Source organism: Xylophilus sp. ASV27 (assembly GCF_016428875.1).
In the GTDB taxonomy this organism is placed as follows: domain Bacteria; phylum Pseudomonadota; class Gammaproteobacteria; order Burkholderiales; family Burkholderiaceae_C; genus Xylophilus.
This window is the reverse complement of record NZ_JAELTO010000001.1, coordinates 81066-104275: the sequence shown is the minus strand read 5'-3', so window position 1 is coordinate 104275 and position 23210 is coordinate 81066. Positions and strand designations below refer to the sequence as shown.

The window sequence follows — 23210 nt, the reverse complement described above, 5'->3', positions numbered from 1 at the left end:
CAGGCATTTTTTTCCTTGAAAACGGAGCGATGCGGCCTCATAGCGCCAGGCCCAGCAGCGCATGCTGCAACGCCGCGTCCTCGGCCAGCGCCCGCATGGCGCCGGCATGCACCACGCGGCCGTTGTCCATCACCGCCACGCGGTCGCCCAGGCGCTCGGCGAAGCTCAGGTTCTGCTCCACCAGCAGGATCGTCACGCCCTGCGCCTTGAGCTGGGCGAAAGCCTCGATCATGTTGTGGATGATGGCGGGCGCCAGGCCCTTGCTCGGCTCGTCCACGATCAGCAGCTCGCGCGGCTCGACGATGGCGCGCGACACCGCCAGCATCTGCTTCTGCCCGCCGGAGAGCTTGCCCGCGGGGTGGTTCCAGAACTTCTCCACCGCCGGGAACAGCGAGAAGATCCACTGCAGCCGCGCGCCGTCGATCTGCTGCGCGGTGCGCGCGCCGCGCGCGGCCAGCAGCAGGTTCTCCTTCACCGTGAGGTCGGCGAAGATGCCCATGTTCTCGGGCACGTAGGCAATGCCCAGCTCGGCGATGCGCGGCGTGGGCCACTGGCCGATGTCCTGGCCGGCGAAGCGCACGCTGCCCCGCGACGCGCGCCACAGGCCCATGATGGTCCGCAGCGTGGTGGTCTTGCCCGCGCCGTTGCGGCCGAGCAGCATGGTGACCTGCCCGCGCGGCACCGCGAGGTCCACGCCGTGGAGGATGTGGTAGGCGGCGATGTGGGTGTGGACGCCATCCAGGGTCAGGAGGTTGTCCGCGCTCATGCGGCCTCCCTGGCAACGCCCAGATAGGCTTCCTGCACGATCGGCGATGCGATCACCTCGGCCGGCAGGCCGTCGGCCACCAGCGTGCCGTTGTGCAGCACGATGATGCGGTCGGCCAGCTCGCGCACCACGTCCATCTTGTGCTCGACCAGCAGGATGGTCTTGGTCCGGTCCTGCTTGAGCCTGCGGATCAGGTCGAGGATGACGGGCGCCTCGGCCGCGTTCATGCCGGCCGTGGGCTCGTCGAACATGAATACCTGCGGCTCCAGCGCCATCAGCAGGGCCACTTCCAGCTTGCGCTGGTCGCCGTGCGGCAGGCCGGCAACGGCGGCCTCGGCCCTGGGCAGCATGGCCACGTCGGCGAGGATCTGGTCCGCGCGCTCGGTCACGGCGCGGTGGTCGCTCCAGATGCTCCAGAGGTTCAGCCCGCGGCGGTGCGCGCCCGCGCGCGTGGCCTGCACCGCCAGGCGCACGTTCTCGCGCACGCTCAGGTGCGGGAACAGGTTGGTCAGCTGGAACGCGCGGCCCAGCCCGGCCCGGGTGCGGGCCGACGCCGGCAGCCGCGACAGGTCCTGCCCGCCCAGCAGCACCTGCCCATCGCTGGCGCGCAGTTGGCCCGAGATCAGGTTGAAGTAGGTGGTCTTGCCCGCGCCGTTGGGGCCGACGATGGCGGTCAGCGTGCCGGGCGCGAATGCGCAGCTCACGGCGTTGACCGCCACGTGGCCGCCGAAGCGGATGGTGAGGTCTCGGGTTTCCAGCAAACTCATGTCCTTGAGAAGATGGCGGCGCACGCCCCTGCCCCGGCATGCCCGGGGGCCGAACCGGCCTTGGCGATGAAGCGCCGCGTCAGCGCTGGTTGCGGATCGGGATCTGCATTTCCGCCGGCGTGATCTCGTGCACCAGTTCGGGCACGCCCCAGGCGAAGGCCGGGTCCACCTTGATCCTGAAGTGGTACATGCTCTGCATGGCCTGGTGGTCTTCCTTGCGGAAGGTCATGGTGCCCTTGGGCGTGTCGAAGCTCATGCCCTCCATGGTGGAGATCAGCTTGTGGGTGCCGGTCTCGCCGCCCGTCTTCTTCAGTGCGGTGACGATGGCCATGCCGGCGGAGAAGCCGCCCGCCGTGAAGAAGTCCGGCGGCGCCTTGAACTGCTTGTAGTGGGCCGCGACCATGGCCTCGTTCACCGGGTTCTTGGGGATGCCGAAGTAGTAGTAGGTGGCGCCTTCCATGCCGGGGAAATTCTTGAAGCTGGCCATGGCCGGCAGGATGTTGCCGCCGGTGGCGACCTCGATGCCGTAGCGCTTGAGGTCCAGGTCGGCGATCTTGAACGGGTTGCCGGCGCCGGCCCAGACGATCCAGATCACCTTGCGGCCGGGCTTGTCCTTCAGCGCGTCGATCAGGCGCTGCGCGCCGGCGGTGAAGTCGGTGGTGTTGGTGGGCAGGTATTCCTCATGCACCACCCTGGCGGTCTTGAGCGCCTCCTTGAAGGCCTTCACGCCGTCGCGGCCGAAGGCATAGTCCTGCGCCAGCGTGGCGATGGTGACGCCCGGCTTGTCCAGCGCCACGGCGTTGCTGATGGCGTCCTGGCTGCTGTTGCGGCCGGTGCGGAAGATGTACTTGTTCCATTTTTCGCCGGTGATGGAATCCGCCACGGCGGGCTCGACCAGCAGGATCTTCTTGTACTCCTCGGCCACCGGCAGCATGGCCAGCGCGACGCCGGAAGACGTGGGGCCGACGGCGAGGTCGGCCTTGTCGTCCGAGTAGGCCGTGGCCAGCAGCGACTTGCCCAGGTCGGGCTTGCCCTGGTCGTCCTTCTCGATGACCACGATCTTGCGGCCGTTGACCGTCATGGTGCCGCCGGTGGCGTAGTCCAGGCCCATCATCAGGCCGGTCTGGGTCTGCTTGCCGTAGGCCTCCAGCGGACCGGTCTTGCTGTAGATGTGGGCCACGACGATGTCCTTGGCCTGGGCCATGGCCGGCAGGACGGCGGCGCTGACGAAGGTGGCGGCCAGGGAGGCCCAGGCGATGAGGCTGCGACGGTGCATGTGTGTCTCCGGTGGTGATGACGGCCCGTTGCACAGGGCGTGCCAGCGCGCAAGTCCTTGATTCTTATGCTTCCGCCCGGTGCGGCAACTGATGATTGACCAAGTATCAGACAGTTCAATTGCCTGATATTCAGACAGTTGCATGATTACTGATCAGGGTTTTCCAGACGCCCATAGAGCGTCGCGCGCGAGATGCCCAGCAGCCTTGCGGTGGCGAGCTTGTTGCCGCCGGTGGCCGCGAGTGCGGCGGCGATGGCGCGGCGCTCCAGTTCGGCGACTTGTTCGCCCAACGGGCGCAGCAGGTCGGCGGGCAGGGGCGCGGCCTCGGGCGGCGGGGCGGCCGGGGCGAGTTGGGCGACGCCCGAGGCGCGCAGGACTTCTGCGAGCTGGGCGGCGTCGAGCTGCTGCGTGTCGCTGCGCATGGCGGCCTGCTCCAGGACGTTACGCAGTTCGCGGATGTTGCCGCGCCAGTGCTGGCCGGCCAGAAGCGCGAGGGCGTCGGGGGTGGGTTCGGGCTGGGCGGTGCCGGCGCGCAGGGCGATGTCTTCGCCGAGGACTTCGACGAGGGCCGGAATGTCGCTGCGGCGCTCGCGCAGCGGCGGCACGCGCAGGGGCAGGACGTTGAGGCGGTAGTAGAGGTCTTCGCGGAAGCGGCCTTCGCGCACGAGGGCGGCGAGATCGCGCGAGGTGGCGGCGATGACGCGCGCGTCGAAGGGCTGCAGCCGGTTGGAGCCGAGCGGTTCGATTTCGCCCTCCTGCAGGGCGCGCAGGAGCTTGGCCTGGACGGCCAGGGGCATGTCGCCGATTTCGTCGAGGAACAGCGTGCCGCCATGGGCGAGGCGGAATTTGCCGTCGCGGCCTTTGCGGTCGGCGCCGGTGTAGGCGCCCGGGGCGACGCCGAAGAATTCGGCTTCGAGGAGCGTGTCAGGCACGGCGGCGATGTTGATGCCGACGAAGGGCCCGTGCGCGCGCGGGGATGCGGCATGGATGGCATGGGCGAGGAGTTCCTTGCCGGTGCCGGTTTCGCCCAGGAGGAGGACCGGGCTGGAGGATTGGGCAGCGCGGCGTGCCTGGCGCTTGATTTCGGTGGCGGCGGGGCTGGTGCCGACGAAGCTGGCGAAGGTGTGTTTGGCGCGCCGCTGGGCGTAGAGGGGGTTGCTGCGCTGGCTGGCGAGTTCGCGCCGGGCGTCGTCGAGTTCGCGCTGGAGCATGGCGAACTTGCTGATGAGCGGCTGCAGGGTGGTTTCCGGGTGGTCGAACAGGACGATGCCGATGGCGCCGATGACCTGGCCGGCTTCGTCGCGCAGGGGGATGCGGCTGACGACGAAGGTGCCGGCCTTGTTGGTGAGCAGGTCGATCAGGATGGGCTCGCCGGTCTCCAGCACGCGGCGCATCTGGGTGTTGGGGATGACTTCCTCGACAAGGTGGCCGAGGAACTGGTCTATGGAGGAGAAGCCCAGGTCCGGCAGGAAGCGCCGGTAGCCTTCGTTGACCCAGACGATGCGTGCGTCGCGGTCGACCAGGAACATGCCCTGGCTGATGCTGGAGAACAGGTGGAACATGGAGCGCGCGGCCAGTTCCAGGATGCCCTGGGCATCGAGGGGCAGCGCGCTGGGCGGGGCAGCGGCGGACGGCATGCGGCGATGGTAGTGCTGCCCCGGCCGCGCGGATTTACCGTGCGCGCATCGAACCAGCGCCTTCAGTCGGCCACGGGGTCCAGGTCATGCCGGATCGACTGGCGGTCGCGGTGGTCGGCCTCGCGGTCCAGCACGCTCTCCAGCGCATGCCGCAGCTTGCGCAAGGCCCCGCGGAAGGACTCGTCCACGCCGCCGGCATGGTGGCTTACCGTCACGGCAGGGTGCCGTGCCAGGCGCGCCTCCATCGCGCAGCGGGTGTCCTCGGTGCCGGCCGCGCTCTTGCGCTCCTCGCTCAGGTACACCTCGATCCGCGTGATCTCCGCGCGGAAGCGCGCCAGCCCTTCGTTCAGTTCTTCGGACGCCCAGCGCTCCGTGGCTTCCCGGATTTCGATACCGCTGCTTGCGCGGACTTGTACTTGCATGGCAAACACTCCTTTGTGACGACAGGGTGCCAGTATGCGCCCTGAGGCAGAACGATCAGCCCGCCGGCGCAGCGGCCGCGTCCCGCAGCACCATGGTCGGTCCCTTGGACATCGGCAGCCCGGCCTCGCGCAGGCCGCGCAGGATCTCGTACAGCAGCGCGCTCTTCACGCTGTAGCTCTGGCGCGGCGAGCCGACAGAGCCGTTGGCGTTGAACACCAGCATGCCGTTGTCGATGCCGTCCAGGAACACGTTGGGAGCGGGGTTGTCCAGCACCCCCTCGTGGGCCCGGAAGGCGTTCAGGACCACCTCGCGCACCCGCTCGACGTCGGTGTCCAGCGGCATCGGGAACTTGATCGTGACCTGGCCCAGCGGGCTGCCCAGGGTCACGTTGCGCACGGTCTTGGTGATGAATTCCGAATTGGGCACGATCACGGTGGAGCGGTCGCCCATCTGGATCTCGGTGGCGCGCACGTTGATGCGGCGGATGTCGCCCTCGACCCCGCCCAGCGACACCCAGTCGCCGACCTTCACCGGGCGCTCGGCCAGCAAGATCAGGCCGGAGACGAAGTTCGACACCACCGCCTGCAGGCCGAAGCCGATGCCCACCGACAGCGCGCTGGCGACCCAGGCGATGCGCTCGAGCCCCAGCCCGATGGCCGACAGCGCCAGCGCGAGAGCGCCGATGCTGCCGACATAGCCCAGCAGCGTGATGGCGGAGTCGCGCATGGCCGGGTCCAGCCCGGTGGTGGGCAGGAATCGGTCGCGCAGCCAGCGCTGCGCCAGCCGCACCAGCACCACGCCGATGATGAACACCGCGAACGCCTGCAGCACGGTGCCGGGCTGCAGCCGTACCTCGCCGATGGCGACGCCGTCGCGCAACTGCACCGCGCGCTGCGCCAGGTCCAGCGGCCCCTGTCCGAAGGGCGCGAGCACCAGCACCAGAGCCAGCAGCAGCACGGACAGGCGGCCCAGCGCGGACAGCAGCACCGCCCCCTGCGCGCGCATGCGGGTACCGGCGTCCTCGCCGGCCAGGTCCGCATCACCGCGCGGGCTGCCGAGCCAGGCCACGAACACGTCGTCGATCAGCGCGTTCACCAGGTAGACCGAGGCCACCACGGTGGCAATCCAGGCGATCTGCTTGACCACGAAGCTGCCGATGGCCACATAGCCGAGCAGCAGGCAGGCCAGGCTCAGCGCCAGCACCAGCCACACCAGGGTGACGCCCACGGTGGCCCAGGGCACGCTGCCGGGCGCCACGGGTGCCGCCGCGGCCTGGCCCTGCTGCGCCGCCGCCAGTTCCGCGCGGTGCTGCTGCTCGGCGCGCCGCAAGCCGTGGGCCAGCAGGCTGCCCATCAGCAGCGCCATGATGCATTCGAGCGCGACCGCCGTGGCCAGGCCGCTCTTGACCAGCACGGTGAGCTGCTCCAGGACCCAGCCCGCCACCATCACGGCGGCCAGCAGCAGCGGATAGGGTTTCAGTACGCGCGACACGCCGTCGGACAGGGGCGGCAGCCTCCAGGAAGGCCGGCGCACCGACAGCAGCGCCTCGCCCAGGCCGGCGACGTAGGCGCCGAAGCACACCAGGCCGACGCCGCCCAGGAGCAGATGCTCCAGGGCGTCGGGCAGTTCGGCCTCCCAGGTGAGGCCGGCGCGCAGCAGCAGTACCACCATGGTGGGCGCGGCCACGTTCAGCAGCGTGAGCACCAGCGCCATCAGAGAGCGCCGCAGCCGCCCCGCAGGCACCCGCGCGGCCATGAAGCCCAGCAGCCGCCGCACCACCCAGAAGCGCAGCGCGACCACGGCCCCCGCCGCCGCCAGCAGCGCCGCCCAGATGCCCGGCGCGGTGGCCCGCGCGGCGCCGGCCAGCTCCGACGCCAGTTGCCCGAGCCGGCCCTGGTCCTGCGGCAGGTTGGTACGCAGTTCGCGCCAGAAGGGCGCGGCCAGTATGGAGGCGGTGCGCTCGCCGATCTGCGCGGTGAACTGGGCGCGGCGGCGCTCGGCCAGTTGGTCGGCCGCCTGCGCGCCCTCCACCGACAGCAGGCGTGCGAGCTTGAGCTGGGCGTCCAGTTGCTGGCGGTCCCGCTCCATGCCGGCGCGCTGGGTGGCCACGTCGGGCGCCTCCGTGACGCCCTTGTCGGTGGGCGCCGGCCCCAGTTCATCGAGCCGCGCCTGCACCTTGCTCAGCGCCGGGGCCAGGTCCGCCGCCACCTGGTCGGCCTGCGTCTGCACCTGCAGCGCGCTGGTGCGCAGCGCCACCAGTTCATCGTCGGAAAGGTTGCCGCCCACGCGCTTCTGGATGTCCGACAGCGTCTGGCGCGCGCTGCTCAACACATCGTCGGCGGACGCGGCAGCGGCATTCACTGCGGCCGCCGGCGCCGCTGCAGAACCGCCTGCGGCCAGCGCCAGGCACGCGCCCAGCAGCAGCGCGCGCGCCAGCGGCAAACATCGGGGCAAGAGAGGGAACAGGCGCGTCAAGACGGGCATCCGGCAGATCCTTAGGGGCGGCAGACATGGAAAAAGGAAGCCCATTGTCCGTTCCGGGCAGCGGGCACGGTCACAATTCGTTCCAGGTCCCATCCGCCCGGGAAGAAGCGGGTAGCATGCCTTTTCCGCCCGCTCGGCCCTCGGCCCGTTTCGCCCATGACCTCCACGCGACTCGAACAAAAGACCTTTCTCCTGCTGCTGGTCGGCATCACGCTGGCTTTCGGCTGGATTCTCTGGCCGTTCTACGGCGCGGTGTTCTGGGCCGCGATCCTCGCGCTGATGTTCGCGCCGCTGCGCCGGCGCCTGCTGCGCTACATGCCGCGGCGGCCCAATCTGGCCACCTTCGCGACGCTGGCGATCTGCCTGGTGATCGTGATCATTCCGGTGGCGCTGATCTCGGTTTCGCTGGTGCAGGAAGTGGCCATCGTGGTGCAGCGCATGCAATCGGGCGAGCTCGACATCGGCCGCTACGCGCAGCAGGTGCTGGGCTCGCTGCCGCAGTGGCTGACCGACCTGCTGGCGCGCTTCGGCATATCCGACCTGGGCGGCCTGCAGGAGAAGTTCACGGCCAGCATCACCGCCGGCGGCCAGGCCATTGCCACCAAGGCACTGAACATCGGGCAGAACACCTTCGACTTCATCATCAACTTCTTCGTGATGCTGTACCTGCTGTACTTCCTGCTGCGCGACGGCACCGCGCTTTCGCAGCGCATCAAGGAGGCGATCCCGCTGGACGCCAGCCACAAACAGCAATTGCTGGAGAAGTTCACCACCGTGATCCGCGCCGTGGTCAAGGGCAACATCGTGGTCGCCATCGTGCAGGGCACGCTGGGCGGCGTGGCGCTGTGGTTCCTGGGCATCCATGGCGCCATCCTGTGGGCGGTGCTGATGGCCTTCCTGTCGCTGCTGCCGGCCGTCGGCGCCGGCCTGGTCTGGGGCCCGGTGGCGATCTACTTCCTGGCCACGGGCGCCATCGCCAAGGGCGTGGGGCTGGTGGTGTGGGGCGTGGTCGTGATCGGCCTGGTGGACAACGCGCTGCGCCCGCTGCTGGTGGGCAAGGACACCAAGATGCCCGACTACGTGGTGCTGATCTCCACCCTGGGCGGCATGGCGCTGTTCGGCCTCAACGGCTTCGTCATCGGGCCGGTGATCGCGGCCATGTTCATCGCCGTATGGGCCCTGTTCGCACCATCATCGCGTGCGGCAGACGCCTCGGCGCCCGCGCGGGCTGCGGCACGCAGGGACGCGGCCCCGCCGCCACCCGCCGAGTGACGAGGGCGTTTCATCCTTTACTTCACCCCCGCACTGGCCCCGGCATGCGGATGGATGCGCCAAGCGCGGCGCGGCCAATAGCAGGGCCATCGGCAAGCCGTGCGACACAGCAGACGCCGCATGCCGGGGCCAGCCCGCAGGGAAAGCCTGTAGCGCAGGGGCGAAATGAAGGAGACACGCCCTAGCGCAACTCGACGCAGCCCGCCAGCGGCACCTGGTCGATACGGTCGGTGCTGGCGACGATGACCGCGCGCGCGGGCTGGTGCGCCAGTGCCGTGAGCGCGCTCCACAGGCAGCGCACCGATGCGGCGTCCAGTCCTGCCGTGGGCTCGTCCAGCAGCGTCAGCGCGCATCCCGAGGCCAACGCGGCCGCGAGCCAGACCTTGTGCCGGGAGCCGGTGGACAGCATGTACAAGGGCTTGTCGATATGCGGGGCCAGCGAAAAGCCCTCGACCAGCGCCTGCCAGCGGTCCTGGTCGAAGCCGGCATGGTCCGCGCCGAGCGACGCCGTCAATGCGCGCCCGCTCATCTGATCGAAGCCGTCGGCCGTGCGGTCGCACAGGAACACCCGGCGCCGGTAGGCCTCGGGGTCCCGCTCCAGGCTCACGCCCGCCAGCGTCAGCCGGCCGGACGCGGGCAACACGCCCGCCAGCACGCGCAGCAGCGTGGATTTGCCGCTGCCGATGTCCCCATGCAGCAAGGTCACGCCGGCACCAATCGACTCCGACCAGCCGGCCACGATAGGCGGCTGCCCCGGGTACGCAAAGCGCAGGTCCTGGATCGCAAGAATGCCGGCCACGTCAGTTTTCTCCATGTCAGTTAGCCATATCGCCGCGCGCACATGAAACCCCAAGGCACAAAAGGCCGCGGAGCAGGCCATGCCAGGACGTCCGCGGAACCGGCTTTGCCGGGCCGCCGGATGCGCCCCCTCGCAGGGGGTAGGCGAAGACGCGAAGCGCGCAGCCTGGGGGTGGGCATCACTCCCTCCAGCATTGGTACACCGCGCATTCGCGACGCGCGTAGTCGAGCGCGTCCAGCAGTTCACTCTCCCGCGCGTCGCAGCGCTCGGCGATGGTGGTGAACAGGCCGGGCGGCACGGCCGTACCGGATTTCTCGGCCGCCTCGGCCATGGTGGCCAGATAGGTTTCGCGGGCCGGGTCGGCACTGGCCTGCGCCTGGGCGCACTGCGCGCGCTGGGCCGCCAGCGCCGCCTCGGCGTTGGGGACGATGCGCTGCGCCAGCTCGCGGGCGCGGCGCTCGCGCTCGCTCGCGGCGCTCAGCGCGTTGAGCCGGTCGGCCTCACTCTGGCCGGGCGTGCTGCCCGGCACGATGGGCGGCGGGCGCGAGGCGGGCAGTTCGACCCCGGTCGACTTCGCCCCCTTGGGACAGGCCGCATCCTGGTAGGCGACCTTGCCATCGGTCCCGACGCACTTGTAGACGGCCCCGGCCGGCGAGGACGCGAGGCTCGCCAGCGCCAGGACCGCGATGCGCCACGGGATGCTCATGGGATTCTCCATTGCAGGGGCCGCCATCGTAGCGCCGCAGCCGCAGGCCCTTGCCTGCCGTTTGAGCACCGCGTGGAAGCCCAATACCGGCGCGGCTTTCGCCACTTGTCCCCGGGCCTGTCCACAGAGTGGCGCACAGCGCGCGGGCATAACTCCGGGCAGAGATCCGGCAATGCAATGCGATGCACTTGACTCCGGGCGAAGCATGCGGCATGCCAAGGGCGCGCTGACTCACCGGGGCTGGCACTTGCCGATGCGCTGCCACCGATTTGGGCAACGCGTGCAAACCCAATACTGGCGCGGCTTTCGTGGCTTGCCCCCGCCCTTATCCACAGAGTGGCACACAGCGCGCGGGCATAACTCGCCTGGACAACAGCGCTGCCTGCGCAATGCCGAGCGCCGGGGTGCCGCAGATTTGGGCAGGGTCTGCAAACCCAATGCCGGCGCGGCTTTTGCCGCTTGTGCAGGCGCTTATCCACAGGGTGGCGCACAGCGCCCGGGCATAAGTCGGGGCAACGCGGAAGAAGCCGCTCGCGCGTCGCGGCGGCTTGTTCGGCGTTGCCTCAGAGCGCCTGCGCCCGCCACGCGACGAAGGCCTGCGCGGCGACCCGCTGCAACGCCTGCACTGCGGCATTGGGACGCAGACCGGCGCCGATCCTGCCGAACAGCGGCACGCCTGCCGCGCTCGGCGGGGTGGGTTCTCAGGATGGCCTTTGGCGGCGCCCGGCTATGCTGCCAGTTGCGCCTGCGGCACGGACAGCTGCCGGCGCAGGGCCCCGTTCTCGGCCATCCACCCGGCCAAGCTCAAACCGCCAGCGGCCGGCCGCGGCGCTGGCCCCAGAGGCGCAGCAGGCGCGGCAGCAGCAGCACGGCCAGCACGATCAGCACCAGGGTGATCGACATGGGCCGCTGCAGGAACACCAGCGCGCTGCCTTCGCCGATGGACATGGCGTTGCGCAGTTGCGCCTCGGCCAGCGGGCCCAGGATCATGCCGACCACCACCGGCGCGGTCGGGAAGTCGAAGCGGCGCATCACCACGCCCAGCACGCCGATGGCGTACAGCAGGAACAGGTCGAACGCGCTCTGGCGCATGCCGTAGGCGCCCACCGTGGCGAAGATCAGGATGCCGGCGTAGAGCTGCGGCTTGGGCACCTTCAGCAGCTTGACCCACAGGCCGACCATGGGCAGGTTCAGCACCAGCAGCATCACGTTGCCGATGTAGAGCGAGGCGATCAGCGCCCATACCAGCGCGGCCGAGGTGGTGAACAGTTGCGGGCCAGGCTGGATGCCGTAGTTCTGGAACGCGCCCAGCAGGATCGCCGTGGTGTTGCTGGTCGGAATGCCCAGCGTCAGCAGCGGGATCAGCGCGGCGGTCACGGTGGCGTTGTTGGCCGCCTCGGGGCCGGCCACGCCTTCGATGGCGCCCTTGGTGCCGAACTCGGCGCGGTCCTCGCCCTTGGCCAGCCGCTTCTCGGTGGCGTAGCTGAGGAAGGTCGGGATCTCGGTGCCGCCGGCCGGGATGCAGCCGAAGGGCGTGCCGATGGCCGTGCCGCGCAGCCAGGCGGGGATGGAGCGCTTCCAGTCGCGTGCGCTCATGTGCACCCGGCTCATCCTGTTCTGGCCCTCGACCGTGCGGCCTTCGTACAGCGCGGCGTACAGCACCTCGGCCACGGCGAACAGGCCCACCGCCACCAGCACGATCTCGATGCCGTCGAGCATCTCCGGAATGCCGCCGGTGTAGCGCGCCTGGCCCGAGATCTGGTCCATGCCCACGCAGCCGGCGGCCAGGCCGACGAACAGCGCGCTCAGGCCGCGCAGCGTGCTCTTGCCGAGCACCGCGCTCACCGTGGTGAAGGCCAGCAGCATCAGCAGGAAATATTCGGGCGGCCCGAGCTTGACCGCGAACTCGGCCACGAAGGGCGCGAACAGCGTGACGATCACGGTGGCGATGGTGCCGGCGACGAAGGAGCCTATGGCCGCCGTGGCCAGCGCCGCGCCCGCGCGCCCGCTCTTGGCCATCTTGTTGCCCTCCATCGCGGTCACCATGCTGGCGGTTTCGCCGGGCGTGTTGAGCAGGATCGAGGTGGTGGAGCCGCCGTACATGGCGCCGTAGTAGATGCCGGCAAAGAAGATCATCGAGGCCGTCACCTCGACCTTGGCCGTGATCGGCAGCAGCATGGCCACCGCCACCGCCGGGCCGATGCCCGGCAGCACGCCGACCGCCGTGCCCAGCGCGCAGCCGAACAGGGCCCAGAGCAGGTTCACCGGCGTGATCGCCGTGGCGAAACCTTGCAGGAGTGCGTTCAGGATCTCCATGGATCAGTTCTCCAAGCCTGGGGGTGTTTCATTTCAGAACCAGCCTGTGGTGGTGAGTCCGGGCAGGTTGATCGCCAGGAACTTCGTGAAGGTCCAGAACACCGGCGCCGAGATCAGCAGGCCGGTGACGATGTCGGTCAGCCAGACCCGCGGCTGCCCGGCACGCTGGCCGGCAGCGCGGCGCAGGCCCTGCGCCGCGAGCGCGTAGCACAGCGTGCAGCTCAGGATGAAGCCGATGCTGGTGATCAGCGCGGCATTGACCAGCAGCCCGGCCGACACCCAGACGAAGCTGGCCCAGTCGCCGCGCGCGGCACCCGACGGGGTCTCCAGCTCGCGGAAGCCGCCGGTGCGGGCCTCCCAGATGATCCAGCCGCCGCAGACGCTCAGCGCCGCGGCCATCAGCCATGGCAGGAAGTTGGGGCCGACGCCGCCATAGCCCGCGTCCGACGAGATGCTGATCGCGCCAAAACCCAGGCCCAGGCCAGTCAGCAACACGCCAACGCCAACCAGGGTCTGGGGCCAGGTAGATGCGGGTGTCGCGGCGCCCGGCGCCGCCTCTGCCGCGAGAGGGTCTGTGGAGTTCATGTTTTTGGACCTCGTAGGGACGGAAAAAAGGCACGCGCCAAGGCGTGCCCGTCGGGATTGAATGGCTACGCGCTCCCGCCCCGCACAAAGGGCCGCGGAGCAGGCCATACCAAAACATCCGCGGAACCGGCTCCGCCGGGCCGCTGGATGTGCCCCCGGAAGGGGGTTGGCGAAGACGCGAAGCGCGTAGCCTGGGGGCGAGCTTTATGCCGCGACCATGCCCGCCTTGGTCATGGTGTCGCGCAGGCTCGCGAACTCCTCGTCCACGAACCTGCCGAAGGCATCGCCGGTCAGCACGGCCGGGGTCCAGTCGTTCTTCTTGACGGCGTCGGCCCAGGCCGGCGTCTTGAGAGCCGCCAGCACGGCGTCGATCAGCACCTTGCGCTGCTCGGCCGTGATGCCGGGGGCGCCGTAGACGCCGCGCCAGTTGCCGATCTCCACGGCAATGCCCTGCTCCTTCAGCGTGGGCACGTCGACCCCCTGCAGGCGCTCGCCCGAGGTGACCGCGATGGGATGCATCTTGCCGGCCGAGATGTACTCGGCAAACTCGCTGAAGCCGCTGCCGCCGATGGTCACGTTGCCGCCCAGGATGGCGGCGGTGGCCTCGCCGCCGCCGCGGAAGGCCACGTAGTTGATCTTGGCCGGATCCACGCCGACGGCGCGGGCGATCATGGCCGCGGCGATGTGCTCGGTGGAGCCGCGCGAGCCGCCGCCCCACTTGACGCTGCCCGGGTCCTTCTTGAGCTGCGCCACCACGTCGGCCATGGTCTTGAACGGCGAATTGGACGGCAGCACGAAGACGTTGTATTCGCTGGTGATGCGGGCGATCGGCGTGGCCTGCGACAGGCTGACCGGCGGCTTGCCGGTGATGATGCCGCCCAGCATCACGGCGCCCATCACCATCAGCGCGTTCGGGTCGCCCTTGCTGCCGTTGACGAACTGCGCCAGGCCGATGGCGCCCGCGGCGCCGCCCTTGTTGTCGTAGGTGACGGTATCGGCCACCCTGGCCTCCTGCAGCGCTTTGCCGAGCGCGCGGCCCGTGGTGTCCCAGCCGCCGCCAGGGTTGGCCGGCAGCATCATCTTGAAGTTGGCGCCGGCACGGGCCGTCAGCGGCAGGGTGCCGGCGGCGGCCAGCGCGGCCATGGACTTGAGGAAGGTATCGCGACGCATGGGGTCTCCTGGATGTTGGAAGGAACGCCGCCGGATCATGCGCCGGCAGGCTGTCAATCGGCTGTCCGGAGCACTAGGGAAAGCCCCTAGCCCTCGTAGTGGGTAGGTCTCGCCAAACCTATGGTCACTACAAGATGGCGGCCGCGGTTGAGCGCCACCAAAACGAACCCGCATTCATAGCGAGCGATACGTCGCGTCAATGAGCGCGGTAGCCCAGGGCCCCGTATCCGCCACTGGAGACATGCGGTTCGGAGAGTAGCTGAAGCTCATCCGGCGATCCGGGTCTGCAAACGCAATCGCGCCACCCATGCCGGGATGGCCGAAATTGCGCTCCCCCAGACCGATGGAGAAAGCAGGCCCGGCCAGCATGAAGCCCAGCCCCATGCTGAAGGGCCGCTTGGTCATGAAATCCATCGCGGCCCAGCGGGGTCTGGTCGCCTCCGCCAGTACAGCAGGGTCCACCACCTCGTAGCCCTCCAGCGTGCCACCGCAGGCCAGCGCGGCATAGATGCGGGCCATGCCCCGTGCGTTGCCATGGCCCGCATAGCGCCGCCATTGGGGCGAGTTGTAGTCTTCGTCGCGCGGCAGCGGTCGCCATGCGCGGTACAGGGGCGAGGCCGTGTTGCGCTTCATGCCCTCCAGGCTGGGCGTTCCCGGCGTTTCTATGTAGCGGGCGCACAGCGCGTGCTGTGCGTCCTCCAGGCCGAGCCAGTATTCCGCGCCGAGCGGCGTCGCAACCTCGTTGCGCTGGTAGTCGTGCGCGCTGCGGCCGGTGGCATGGAAGATCAGTTCCGCGCACAGCGGCGGAAAGGTGAACGAGTGGTAGCAGGGCTGGCTGCCGGGCTCCCACTCCGGCTTCTGGGCCGCAAGCGCCGCGGCGACCACGCCCGGCTCGTACAGCGATCCGATCGGCGCAGCGTCCGGGAAAGGCAGGCCGGCCACGTGGCCCAGCAATTGGCGGACGCTGACGCGTTCCTTGCCCGCCTGTGCGAATGCCGGCCAGTAGCGCGCGACAGGTGCATCGAGTTCAACACGCCCCTGCCCCACCAGGCGCAATATGCACAGCGCAAAGATGGATTTCCCCACCGACTTCATGTCGGTGATCGTCTCGCGCTGCCACGGCCGCGTGCGCTCGGGGTCGGCATAGCCGGCCCAAAGATCGACCACCGTCTCGCCCTCCACCGTCACGGACACGGCGCAGCCCACTTCCTCTCCGGCCGCCATGTTGGCTTCGAGTGCCTGGCGCACGTGCACGAACGCTGGTGCGCAGTACCCTTCCACCGGGATGTTGTTGCCTAGCTTCTGGTTCATTGCGGCTTCAGTCCATCGTGATGTTCGATGCCTTGACGATCTGCGTCCACTTGGCAATTTCGGCGTTGAGCGCCTTGCCGAAGTCCTGCGGCGACATCACCAGGATCTGGCTGTCGACCTTGGCCCAGGCGTCGCGCACGTCCTCGCGCTTCATGATGGTGTTGATCTCGGCATTGAGGCGGTTGACGATGGGCCGGGGCGTGGCGGCCGGCGCCATCAGCCCGATGATGACCTGGACGTCATAGCCGGGTACGCCGGCCTCGGCAAGCGTCGGTACGTCGGGCAGTGCCGGCGCCCGGTGCGGCCCGGTCGTGCCGAGCGCGCGCAGCTTGCCGTTGCGGATGAAGGGTGCCGCACCCGTGATGGTGTCGAACATGGCCTCCACCCGGCCCTCCAGCAAATCGATGCGCGCCGCGCCGCCGGTCTTGTAGGGCACATGCACCATCGATGTCTCCGTCATCGATTCGAACAGCTTGGCCTCCAGGTGCAGCATGCTGCCGCTGCCGCTCGAACCATAGTTGATCTGCTGCGGCTTGGCCTTGGCCAGCACGATGAATTCCTTCACGTTGTGGGCCGGCACCGACGGATGCACAACCAGCACGCCTTCGGCCGTGCTCAGGGCTGCGACCGGCACCAGATCGCGCATCAGCATGTACTTCTGCCGGTTCACGCCCAGGCTTTCGATCACCGCGTGCGAGCTGGTCACCATTACCAGCGTGTAGCCATCCGGCGGCGCCTTGGCGGCGGCCTCCGTGCCAATGGCGAAGTTCCCGCCCGGCTTGTTCTCCACAATGATCGGCTGACCAAGCGATGTTTGCAGGTGCTGTGCGACCAGGCGGGCATAGATATCGGTGGCGCCGCCGGCGCCGAACGGCACGATGAGGCGGATCGGGCGCGATGGCCAGGACTGCGCGCTGGCGCTGGGCACCGCGCCCATGGAGGCCAGTAGGGTCAGGCTGACGATCAGCAGCCGGCGGATGGGGTTCATGAATCTCTCCGGAAAGTTGCCACGCAACTCAAAAACTGTGACGAATGCCGACCATATAGCCGGACGTGTTTTCGCCGGGAGCCACTGGAATCCCACGGTAGACGGCTTGCTGCGCAATTCCGGAGTTGCGGACCAGCGCCACCTCCGTGTACAGGATCGTGCGCTTGGACAGGCTGTAGAAAGCACCCAGGCCCAGGAAGTTGACCTTGCCTGCGCCGTCCCGGAAATTCTTGTGGCCGACTTCCGTGCTCAGCTTCAACTGCGGCATCGGATTGCCGCTCAGGCCCAGGATCGTCAATCCGAATTCCGCTGGCGCGCCGACCCCGGAATGTCGCTCGTCAAAGTAGCCGAAATGCGTCTTCACCGGACCGAGGTCATAGGTCCCCATGAGGATGGTGCGTTGAGCCTTGTAGTTGACCAGGGGCAGCTTGTCGGTGCGCGTTTCTTCCAGCACGCCCGACAGGCTCAAGGGCCCGTTCTCATAGTGCAGCGCCATGGCGGATGCCACCCCGTTCCTGCTGGGCGACACCGGCTCGGGGTCCAGAATGGCGAAGCTGTGCTGGAACTCAAAGCGGGTACCGTGCACCGTGGGGCTGGTGTACCGGACCGAATTGTCCCAGTAGGGGGAGTAGCCCCCAATGGCAAGGTTGAACGCGCCCGCGTAGTTGGATTGCGATGGCGCCTTGAACACCAGCACCTGGTGGGTCGGGTCGAACAATCGCCCCGCCTCGACGCGTCCATAGGGCGTTCCCAGTCCGACCTTCGACTCCGATCCCCAATACTTGGTACCCGAAATATTCCCGGTTCCTGAGACGAACAAGGAGCGCAGCAAGAAGGTCGCTTCGTAGCCGCCGCCCAGATTTTCCTTTCCCTGGAACACCAGGCTGCTGGCGGCGATGCTGCCGCTGGTTTGCTGCCAGACATGCTTGCTATCGGTCCTGACATAGCCAACACCCGTGTCGATGGCTCCGGATATCCCGACGCTCGACTGCGCATGCGAGTCCATGCAAGCCGCTGCGAGCAGCACGGGCAGTGCCCTTGCAAGGGCATTCAGCCGCGTGGTGCCGGCGACGGAGAGAGAGAAACGGACTTTCTTCACGATGCTTCCTGGTGGGTGGGGGAGTTCGGAATGGGGTGGTGCAAGCCCGGGTGGTCTGACTCGGGGGCGCGCCGCAATAGCAGGGTCTTCTCCACGTCCAGCCGCCCGGCGGAATCGACCTCGACCTTGTAGACAGCGCGGGCCCGCTCGGCGCTGATCCAGCGTTCCGCTACGTCGTATGCGACGCGCGTGGCATCGCGTTCGGCGGGCTCGCCGTAGCCGCCACCGCCGCTGGAGGAAGAGAAGACGCGCTCCTTGCCCGACAGCGTCAACTGGCCCCAGGCCGGCAAGGTTCTCGCCCGGCCCTGCTCATCCCGCAAGCCCTGCGACGCCAATGCCCCCGTCAGGCCGCCGCGAACGCCTTTGGCGGCATTGACGACGCCATCGCAGCCATAGGCCACCGTGATGCTGGCGCCTGCGACGGGACCGAATTCGACATGAATGCTGGAGGCGCCCACATGCCGGCCCGAACCTTCCGTATCGCGGAGAAAGCGCCGTTGATGGATGTGCAGCGGCTGACGCAACTCGTCGAGCTCGATGCTGTCGATGAACATCTTGCCGGCGTTGCCGACATGCCCAATGAGTTGCCAGGCGTCCGCGGACGGTCCGGCCGCGCCGCCGGAGACACCAATGATCACCTGGTTGACGAATGGCTTGCCGGTGACCGGGCTGGATCCGGACACCACGCCGCCGCCCAGCGGGATGACACCGCCGCACTCGGCGAGGCCGATCCCGTCGGCAATCCCCGCGATCGCGCTCTGCACGCCGTTGGCGACGCGGTCGGCAATGTTGGTGGTCGCCGCCGAGCATGAGGTGGGATGCAGCGGTATGCCGACGATGCAGTTCTCCCGCAGCAGCACGCGAATCCGGCGGAAGCTGCCCGCATTCTTCGGCACACTGTGGTCGATGCTGTTGAACACGCCGACCATGGCCGAGGTCCGGGAGCAAGCTTCCGAGAGGTTCAGTCCGATCGGCAGGCAATCCGGGTTATGCCGCAGGTCCACCTCGACCAGCCCCTCCTCGGGCCGGATCTGCACATCGACCTGGATGGGAATTCCTTCGTCGCCCATGCCGGGCACCGGGTCGTGGGTGCTGGTCTGGGACGCGCGGCCCGCTGGCACGCAGCGGATGGCCGCGGCCATGCGGCGCTCGCTGTAGTCGAAGTAGTCGCGCTCGTAGCCGTGCAGGCTGTCCCAGCCCAACTCCTGGCCCAGGGCCAGCAACTCCCGCTCGCCGATGCGGGCAGCACCCACCATCGCCAGGAAGTCTCCGTGCCACTGGCTGGGGACGCGTATGCGCATCTCGCACATGCGCACGATGTCATCGATGTCCCGGTAGTCTTGCTGGACCTTCACGGCAGGAAATATCAGGGCGCCCTCTTCATAGACGTCACGCGCCGCCCCCATATAGGTGGTCGGCTGCGAGTTGCCGCAGTCGGCCTGGTGCGCCTTGACGAGCACGGTGTAGCGGTGCACGCCCACGGCGTCGACCACGGGCACCAGGATCGTGTGATCCGCCGCGTGCGAACAGCCGTGGTAGGGGGAGTTGTGCAGAAACGCGTCGCCAGCCTTGAGCTGCGGGTGAAACTGCTGCACCGCGCGGGCCATCAGGTCAGGCCCCGACAGCACGTGGATGGGGAGGCTATCCGCCGCTGTCAGCAACTCGTGGTCGCGCGTGACAATGCAGCACGAGAAGTCGCGCGCCATATTGATAACGCCCGAGCGCGAGGACCGCAGCAGCGTGTTCGCCATCTTGCGCGCGATGCCCTCGAAGCGGTTGGACAGCAAGGCCAGCCTCAGGCCGTCGGTGTTGGGCATGGGCGATGTGGTAGTTGGCATGTGGAGAGGGTCCTTGCTCATTCAGCCCGCGCCGGGCGTGATCGCCAGGCTGCCCGAGGCGCGCCGTTCAGCCGCCGCGCCGGGCTGCAGCACCACGGTCGTGAAAGACGATTCGACGATGGCCGGGCCCTGGATCTGCGTGCCCACCTCCATCGCCTCGAAGCGGTGCACCGAGGCATCGACGAACCCATGGCCGCGAAAATAGGCTTGCCGCGAGAGCGGCGTCGCCCGTGCCAGCGGGTCGTCACGCAAGCGCAGGCCTTGCGCCGCGCCGCATACATGGCAGGTGACGATGGCACCCCAGCCCACCAATTCCACAGCGGCAGCGTCGTCACGGATGGCGAACAACTCCAGGTGCTGCTGGTGGAAGGCCTCGACCAAGGCCGCCAGATCCTCCGCACTCTCGATACGCGGGCGGGGAAGCGGCACGGTGATTTCCCATACCTGCTCGGCGTAGCGCGCCTCGACCCAGAAATCGATGGCATGGCGGTCGGAGTCTTCGCCCTGGCTATGGACGAAATCCAGGCACTGCCGCTCCAGCCCTTGCAGCGCCACCGATACGCCGGCGTGGTCGAACGCGTCGCTGCGCGTGAACAGCAAGGTCTGGAAGCGCGTGGAGAGGTCAGAGATCACCGCGCCCGCTGCCGACATGGCGGCGCCCACCTGCGGGATCAGCAAGCGTGGCGACTGCAGCCGCCGTGCGATCAGTACGGAATTCAGCCCCGCGGCCCCGCCGCCGCCGATCAGGATGGCGGCTCCTGGATCCATGCCTTGGTTCACCGATATGTCCAGGATCGCCTGCACCATGTTCTCGGTGGCCAGCTCGATGACGGCCGAGGCGGCCTCTTCGGCCGACATCGACAAGGGTTGCGCCACATGTAGCTCGATGGCCCGCCTTGCAGCGTCGCGGTCGAGCGTCATCGCACCGCCCAGAAAGAAGTCCGGGTCGAGGTGGCCCAGCACGACCGACGCGTCCGTCACGGTGGGTTGGGTCCCGCCGCGGCCATAGCAGGCCGGCCCCGGCACCGCGCCAGCGCTTTGCGGGCCCACGCGCAGCATGCCGGCGTCGTCCACCCAGGCGAGCGAGCCCCCGCCCGCGCCCACGCTGGTGACATCGACCGAGGCGAAGCCGGTCATGTGGCCCAGGAAGGGCAGTCCGATCCAGGATTCGCGCGTCCAGGGGATTGCGCCGCGCCGCACCAGACTCACGTCGTACGTGGTGCCACCGGTGTCGGCAATGATGGCGGTGTCGGTCTGCTCATCGACCTCTGCGAAATAGCGTCCCGACACCGGCGCCATCGAGGGCCCTGAATTGACCAGGTAGATCGGTGCCGCGGCGACGGCGGCAGCATCCATCACGCCGCCCTGCGATGTCACCACCAGGGTGCGCCCGGTGAAGCCCGCCTGCGCCAGCCGCTGCGACAGCGTGGCGATGTAGGCCGCCATCATGGGCTTGAGCGATGCGTCGATGCAGGTCGAGGAGGCGCGGCGGTACTCGCGCAGCGTCGGATTCAGCTGGTGCGACAGCGTGAAGGGGATCCCGGGCAGGTGCTGGCCCAGCAGTTCACCGATGCGCAGCTCGTGGGCCGGATTGACGATCGACCACAACAGGCACACGGCGACCGCCTCGACCCCGCGCTCGCGCATGTCAGCCATCGCCGCGACCGCGCTGGCTTCGTCGAGCGGCGCATATTCCTCGCCGCTGGCGAGCACCCGGCCACCGACCTCCCACGTGAGCGAACGCGGAATGTAGGGATCGGGCGATGCCACCGTGAAGTTGAAGGCCTCTGCCCGCCCGCCCTCGCGCAGCGTGAGGATGTCTGGGTGTCCCGCCGTGGTCATGAAGGCGGTGCGGGCGGTATTGCCGGTCACCACCGCGTTCAGCGCGTGGGTCGTGCCGTAGATGAACATGCTGCTGCGGGCCAGCAGTTCGCGCAGGCTGATGCCGAACTTGACGCTGGCCACAGTCAGGGCGTCGATGACACTGCGTATCGGATCGCCGGGCGTCGTCGACGCCTTGAACATGTGCAGTTCACCCGCATCGTCCTCGACGATCAGGTCGGTGAACGTGCCACCGGTATCGACAGCAAATCGCATGGGTGCCCTTAGCGTGTGTTCGCACCGCGGCGCAGGCCGAGCTGCTCGCGCGCTTCTGCAGGCGTGGCGACCGACAGGCCGACGTCTTCGATGATGCGCACCGCACGTTCGACCAACTGGGCGTTAGTGGCGAACACGCCACGCGACAGGTACAGGTTGTCTTCCAGGCCAACCCGCACGTTGCCCCCCAGCAGCGCGGCCTGCGCCACCATGGGCATTTGCTGCCGTCCGATGCCGAAAGCGGCCCAATGCGCACCGGCGGCCATAAGCCCCCGCTGATACAAGACCGTCTCCACCGTGGCGGGAGCCGCCCACTTGACGCCCAGCACCATCTGGAACAGCGGCGCTCCGGTGATCAGGCCCTCCTCCACCAGTTGGTTGCCGAACAGGATGTCTCCGGCGCTGAACACTTCCAGTTCCGGCTTCACGCCCAGCTGCTGGAACTCACGGGCCATCTGGCGCAGGGTGCGCGTGGTGTTCAGGTAGACGAACTGCACCGGCCCCTCTTCCTGGTTGCCGGTGGTGATGTCCAGGGACGCGATCTCTGGCAAGCAGTCGGCCAGGTGCTTGACCCGCTCAAGGGCCGGCAGCATGTCGCTTCCAGGCAGGCCGCGCGATTCGTCCTGCGGGTCCGGCAGAAAGAACGCGCCGTGGCCTGCCGTGAGGTTGATGACGATGTCGACATCGCTGGCGCGAACGCGGTCCACGACCTCCCGGAACAGCGCGGGGTCACGCGAGCCGAGCCGCGTTTGGGGATCGCGCACATGGATATGCACCACCGACGCACCGGCCTTGGCGGCCTCGATGCAGTTGCGGGCGATCTCCGCCGGCGTCACCGGGAAGTCGGGATGCTTCGCATTGAAGGGGGCATTGCCGCTGACCGCGCAGGTCAGGATCGTTTTCTTTTGCATTCTCAGTCTTCCCATTCCACATTGCCGCTGACAGAGACCAGCTCGCCAGTCACTTTTTGAGCACCGTTCGATGCGAGGAAAAGCACCATGTCGGCGATCTCCTCCGGCTCCACCATGGTCCGCATCGAGATGTATTGCAGGAAGTCCTGCGTGACCTCCGCCAAGGGCTTGCCCAGGGCGTCGGCCCGATCGCTGACGATCTTTCGCATGCGCGCGTTGTTGATGGCGCCCGGCAGGATCGCGTTGCAGCGGATGTTGTGCGGGCCAAGCTCGCGCGCCGCATTGAGCGTCAGCCCTTCCACCGCATACTTCGATACGACGTAGGCCGTGCGCATCGGCAAGCGCGTGCGGGTCGATCCGGTGGAGAAATTGACGATCACGCCATGCCTGCGCGCCTTCATGGCGGGGATGGCCTGCTGCATGCAATGCAGCATGCCGCTGACGTTGATGTCGAGCGTGCTCTGCCACTGCGCAATATCGATGTCCTCGATCCTCGCGCGCGGGCCGCCGACGCCAACGTTGTTGACCAGGACCGTGACATCCCCCATCCAGGCCCTTGCCGCCTCGAAGACAGCCGCCACATCGGCGCGGTTGCCGACGTTGGCGAGCGTTCCGCGCATCGCCGGATTGGCCGCCAGCGTCTGCGCCAACGCCTCGCCCTGGACGTCGCATATGTGGACCTTGTCGCCGCGCGCCAGGAAGGCCTCCGCGATCACGCGGCCGACGCTGTCCGCGCCGCCCGTCACCAGTACGTTCTCGGCCATG

General features: G+C 68.3%; 19 protein-coding genes. 1 reads left to right on the top strand and 18 read right to left on the bottom strand.

The genetic code is table 11. From position 1 onward, the window contains the following. Positions 1-37: 37 nt before the first annotated feature. The 6 genes from JHD63_RS00485 to JHD63_RS00460 all read right to left on the bottom strand — a co-directional run bounded on the left by JHD63_RS00485 (position 38) and on the right by JHD63_RS00460 (position 7353). Positions 38-766: an ABC transporter ATP-binding protein gene (locus JHD63_RS00485; protein ID WP_198968694.1), complete on the bottom strand. Its 729-nt coding sequence runs from the start codon at positions 764-766 to the stop codon at positions 38-40. Beyond that, complete coding sequence (locus JHD63_RS00480) at positions 763-1527, bottom strand: ABC transporter ATP-binding protein (protein ID WP_198968693.1); 765 nt, start codon at positions 1525-1527, stop codon at positions 763-765. The genes JHD63_RS00485 and JHD63_RS00480 overlap by 4 nt, the downstream gene beginning before the upstream one ends. An 85-nt stretch (positions 1528-1612) precedes the next feature. Then, complete coding sequence (locus JHD63_RS00475) at positions 1613-2809, bottom strand: substrate-binding domain-containing protein (protein ID WP_198968692.1); 1197 nt, start codon at positions 2807-2809, stop codon at positions 1613-1615. A 146-nt stretch (positions 2810-2955) separates the two neighbouring features. Further along, positions 2956-4446 carry a sigma-54 interaction domain-containing protein gene (locus JHD63_RS00470; protein WP_198968691.1) on the bottom strand — a complete coding sequence of 497 codons (1491 nt, stop codon included), beginning with the start codon at positions 4444-4446 and terminating at the stop codon, positions 2956-2958. A 62-nt stretch (positions 4447-4508) separates the two neighbouring features. Beyond that, on the bottom strand, positions 4509-4868 hold the full coding sequence (locus tag JHD63_RS00465) for an HPF/RaiA family ribosome-associated protein (RefSeq protein ID WP_198968690.1): 360 nt from the start codon (positions 4866-4868) through the stop codon (positions 4509-4511). A 55-nt stretch (positions 4869-4923) separates the two neighbouring features. Continuing rightward, entirely contained in the window at positions 4924-7353 is a 2430-nt protein-coding gene (locus JHD63_RS00460; RefSeq protein ID WP_198968689.1) for a DUF3772 domain-containing protein, read from the bottom strand. 156 nt (positions 7354-7509) lie between these two features. Here JHD63_RS00460 and JHD63_RS00455 point away from each other — a divergent pair, with 156 nt between their 5' ends. Beyond that, a complete protein-coding gene (locus JHD63_RS00455) occupies positions 7510-8625 on the top strand; it encodes an AI-2E family transporter (RefSeq protein WP_198968688.1) in 1116 nt (371 codons plus the stop codon). Between the two features lie 181 nt (positions 8626-8806). On the opposite strand, the gene JHD63_RS00450 is transcribed toward JHD63_RS00455, so the two are convergent. The 12 genes from JHD63_RS00450 to JHD63_RS00395 form a co-directional block, all read right to left on the bottom strand. Further along, positions 8807-9439, bottom strand: coding sequence for an ABC transporter ATP-binding protein (locus tag JHD63_RS00450; RefSeq protein WP_198968687.1), 633 nt, complete (start codon positions 9437-9439; stop codon positions 8807-8809). A 163-nt stretch (positions 9440-9602) separates the two neighbouring features. Further along, positions 9603-10130, bottom strand: coding sequence for a DUF4124 domain-containing protein (locus JHD63_RS00445; RefSeq protein ID WP_198968686.1), 528 nt, complete (start codon positions 10128-10130; stop codon positions 9603-9605). Between the two features lie 804 nt (positions 10131-10934). Beyond that, positions 10935-12446 (bottom strand): tripartite tricarboxylate transporter permease, encoded by a 1512-nt coding sequence (locus JHD63_RS00440; RefSeq protein ID WP_198968685.1) that lies wholly within the window; start codon positions 12444-12446, stop codon positions 10935-10937. Positions 12447-12479: 33 nt separating this feature from the next. Further along, positions 12480-13031 (bottom strand): tripartite tricarboxylate transporter TctB family protein, encoded by a 552-nt coding sequence (locus JHD63_RS00435; protein WP_198968684.1) that lies wholly within the window; start codon positions 13029-13031, stop codon positions 12480-12482. Positions 13032-13235: 204 nt separating this feature from the next. Further along, positions 13236-14201, bottom strand: a complete 966-nt coding sequence (locus JHD63_RS00430) for a Bug family tripartite tricarboxylate transporter substrate binding protein (RefSeq protein ID WP_198968683.1) — start codon at positions 14199-14201, stop codon at positions 13236-13238. Between the two features lie 174 nt (positions 14202-14375). Then, positions 14376-15455 (bottom strand): serine hydrolase domain-containing protein, encoded by a 1080-nt coding sequence (locus JHD63_RS00425; RefSeq protein WP_198968682.1) that lies wholly within the window; start codon positions 15453-15455, stop codon positions 14376-14378. Between the two features lie 64 nt (positions 15456-15519). After that, complete coding sequence (locus JHD63_RS00420; protein WP_198968681.1) at positions 15520-16500, bottom strand: Bug family tripartite tricarboxylate transporter substrate binding protein; 981 nt, start codon at positions 16498-16500, stop codon at positions 15520-15522. A gap of 28 nt (positions 16501-16528) precedes the next feature. Further along, positions 16529-17599 (bottom strand): porin, encoded by a 1071-nt coding sequence (locus JHD63_RS00415; protein ID WP_198968680.1) that lies wholly within the window; start codon positions 17597-17599, stop codon positions 16529-16531. After that, the gene (locus JHD63_RS00410) at positions 17596-19416 is read right to left on the bottom strand and encodes a hydantoinase B/oxoprolinase family protein (protein ID WP_233167446.1); all 1821 of its coding nucleotides are present in this window, start codon (positions 19414-19416) and stop codon (positions 17596-17598) included. Before JHD63_RS00410 ends, JHD63_RS00415 begins: the two co-directional genes overlap by 4 nt. 42 nt (positions 19417-19458) lie before the next feature. Then, the gene (locus JHD63_RS00405) at positions 19459-21534 is read right to left on the bottom strand and encodes a hydantoinase/oxoprolinase family protein (RefSeq protein ID WP_198968678.1); all 2076 of its coding nucleotides are present in this window, start codon (positions 21532-21534) and stop codon (positions 19459-19461) included. A gap of 8 nt (positions 21535-21542) precedes the next feature. Then, positions 21543-22445 carry a BKACE family enzyme gene (locus JHD63_RS00400; protein WP_198968677.1) on the bottom strand — a complete coding sequence of 301 codons (903 nt, stop codon included), beginning with the start codon at positions 22443-22445 and terminating at the stop codon, positions 21543-21545. Between the two features lie 2 nt (positions 22446-22447). Then, entirely contained in the window at positions 22448-23209 is a 762-nt protein-coding gene (locus JHD63_RS00395) for an SDR family oxidoreductase (protein WP_198968676.1), read from the bottom strand. Between the last annotated feature and the right edge of the window lies 1 nt (position 23210).

Coding starts and splice junctions, on each gene's coding strand:
- JHD63_RS00475 (WP_198968692.1), bottom strand. CDS start 2,809: ATGCACCGTCGCAGCCTCATCGCCTGGGCCTCCCTGGCCGCCACCTTC.
- JHD63_RS00450 (WP_198968687.1), bottom strand. CDS start 9,439: ATGGAGAAAACTGACGTGGCCGGCATTCTTGCGATCCAGGACCTGCGC.
- JHD63_RS00405 (WP_198968678.1), bottom strand. CDS start 21,534: ATGCGATTTGCTGTCGATACCGGTGGCACGTTCACCGACCTGATCGTC.
- JHD63_RS00410 (WP_233167446.1), bottom strand. CDS start 19,416: ATGCCCAACACCGACGGCCTGAGGCTGGCCTTGCTGTCCAACCGCTTC.
- JHD63_RS00455 (WP_198968688.1), top strand. CDS start 7,510: ATGACCTCCACGCGACTCGAACAAAAGACCTTTCTCCTGCTGCTGGTC.
- JHD63_RS00460 (WP_198968689.1), bottom strand. CDS start 7,353: ATGCCCGTCTTGACGCGCCTGTTCCCTCTCTTGCCCCGATGTTTGCCG.
- JHD63_RS00430 (WP_198968683.1), bottom strand. CDS start 14,201: ATGCGTCGCGATACCTTCCTCAAGTCCATGGCCGCGCTGGCCGCCGCC.
- JHD63_RS00465 (WP_198968690.1), bottom strand. CDS start 4,868: ATGCAAGTACAAGTCCGCGCAAGCAGCGGTATCGAAATCCGGGAAGCC.
- JHD63_RS00395 (WP_198968676.1), bottom strand. CDS start 23,209: ATGGCCGAGAACGTACTGGTGACGGGCGGCGCGGACAGCGTCGGCCGC.
- JHD63_RS00470 (WP_198968691.1), bottom strand. CDS start 4,446: ATGCCGTCCGCCGCTGCCCCGCCCAGCGCGCTGCCCCTCGATGCCCAG.
- JHD63_RS00485 (WP_198968694.1), bottom strand. CDS start 766: ATGAGCGCGGACAACCTCCTGACCCTGGATGGCGTCCACACCCACATC.
- JHD63_RS00400 (WP_198968677.1), bottom strand. CDS start 22,445: ATGCAAAAGAAAACGATCCTGACCTGCGCGGTCAGCGGCAATGCCCCC.
- JHD63_RS00440 (WP_198968685.1), bottom strand. CDS start 12,446: ATGGAGATCCTGAACGCACTCCTGCAAGGTTTCGCCACGGCGATCACG.
- JHD63_RS00435 (WP_198968684.1), bottom strand. CDS start 13,031: ATGAACTCCACAGACCCTCTCGCGGCAGAGGCGGCGCCGGGCGCCGCG.
- JHD63_RS00445 (WP_198968686.1), bottom strand. CDS start 10,130: ATGAGCATCCCGTGGCGCATCGCGGTCCTGGCGCTGGCGAGCCTCGCG.
- JHD63_RS00420 (WP_198968681.1), bottom strand. CDS start 16,500: ATGAACCCCATCCGCCGGCTGCTGATCGTCAGCCTGACCCTACTGGCC.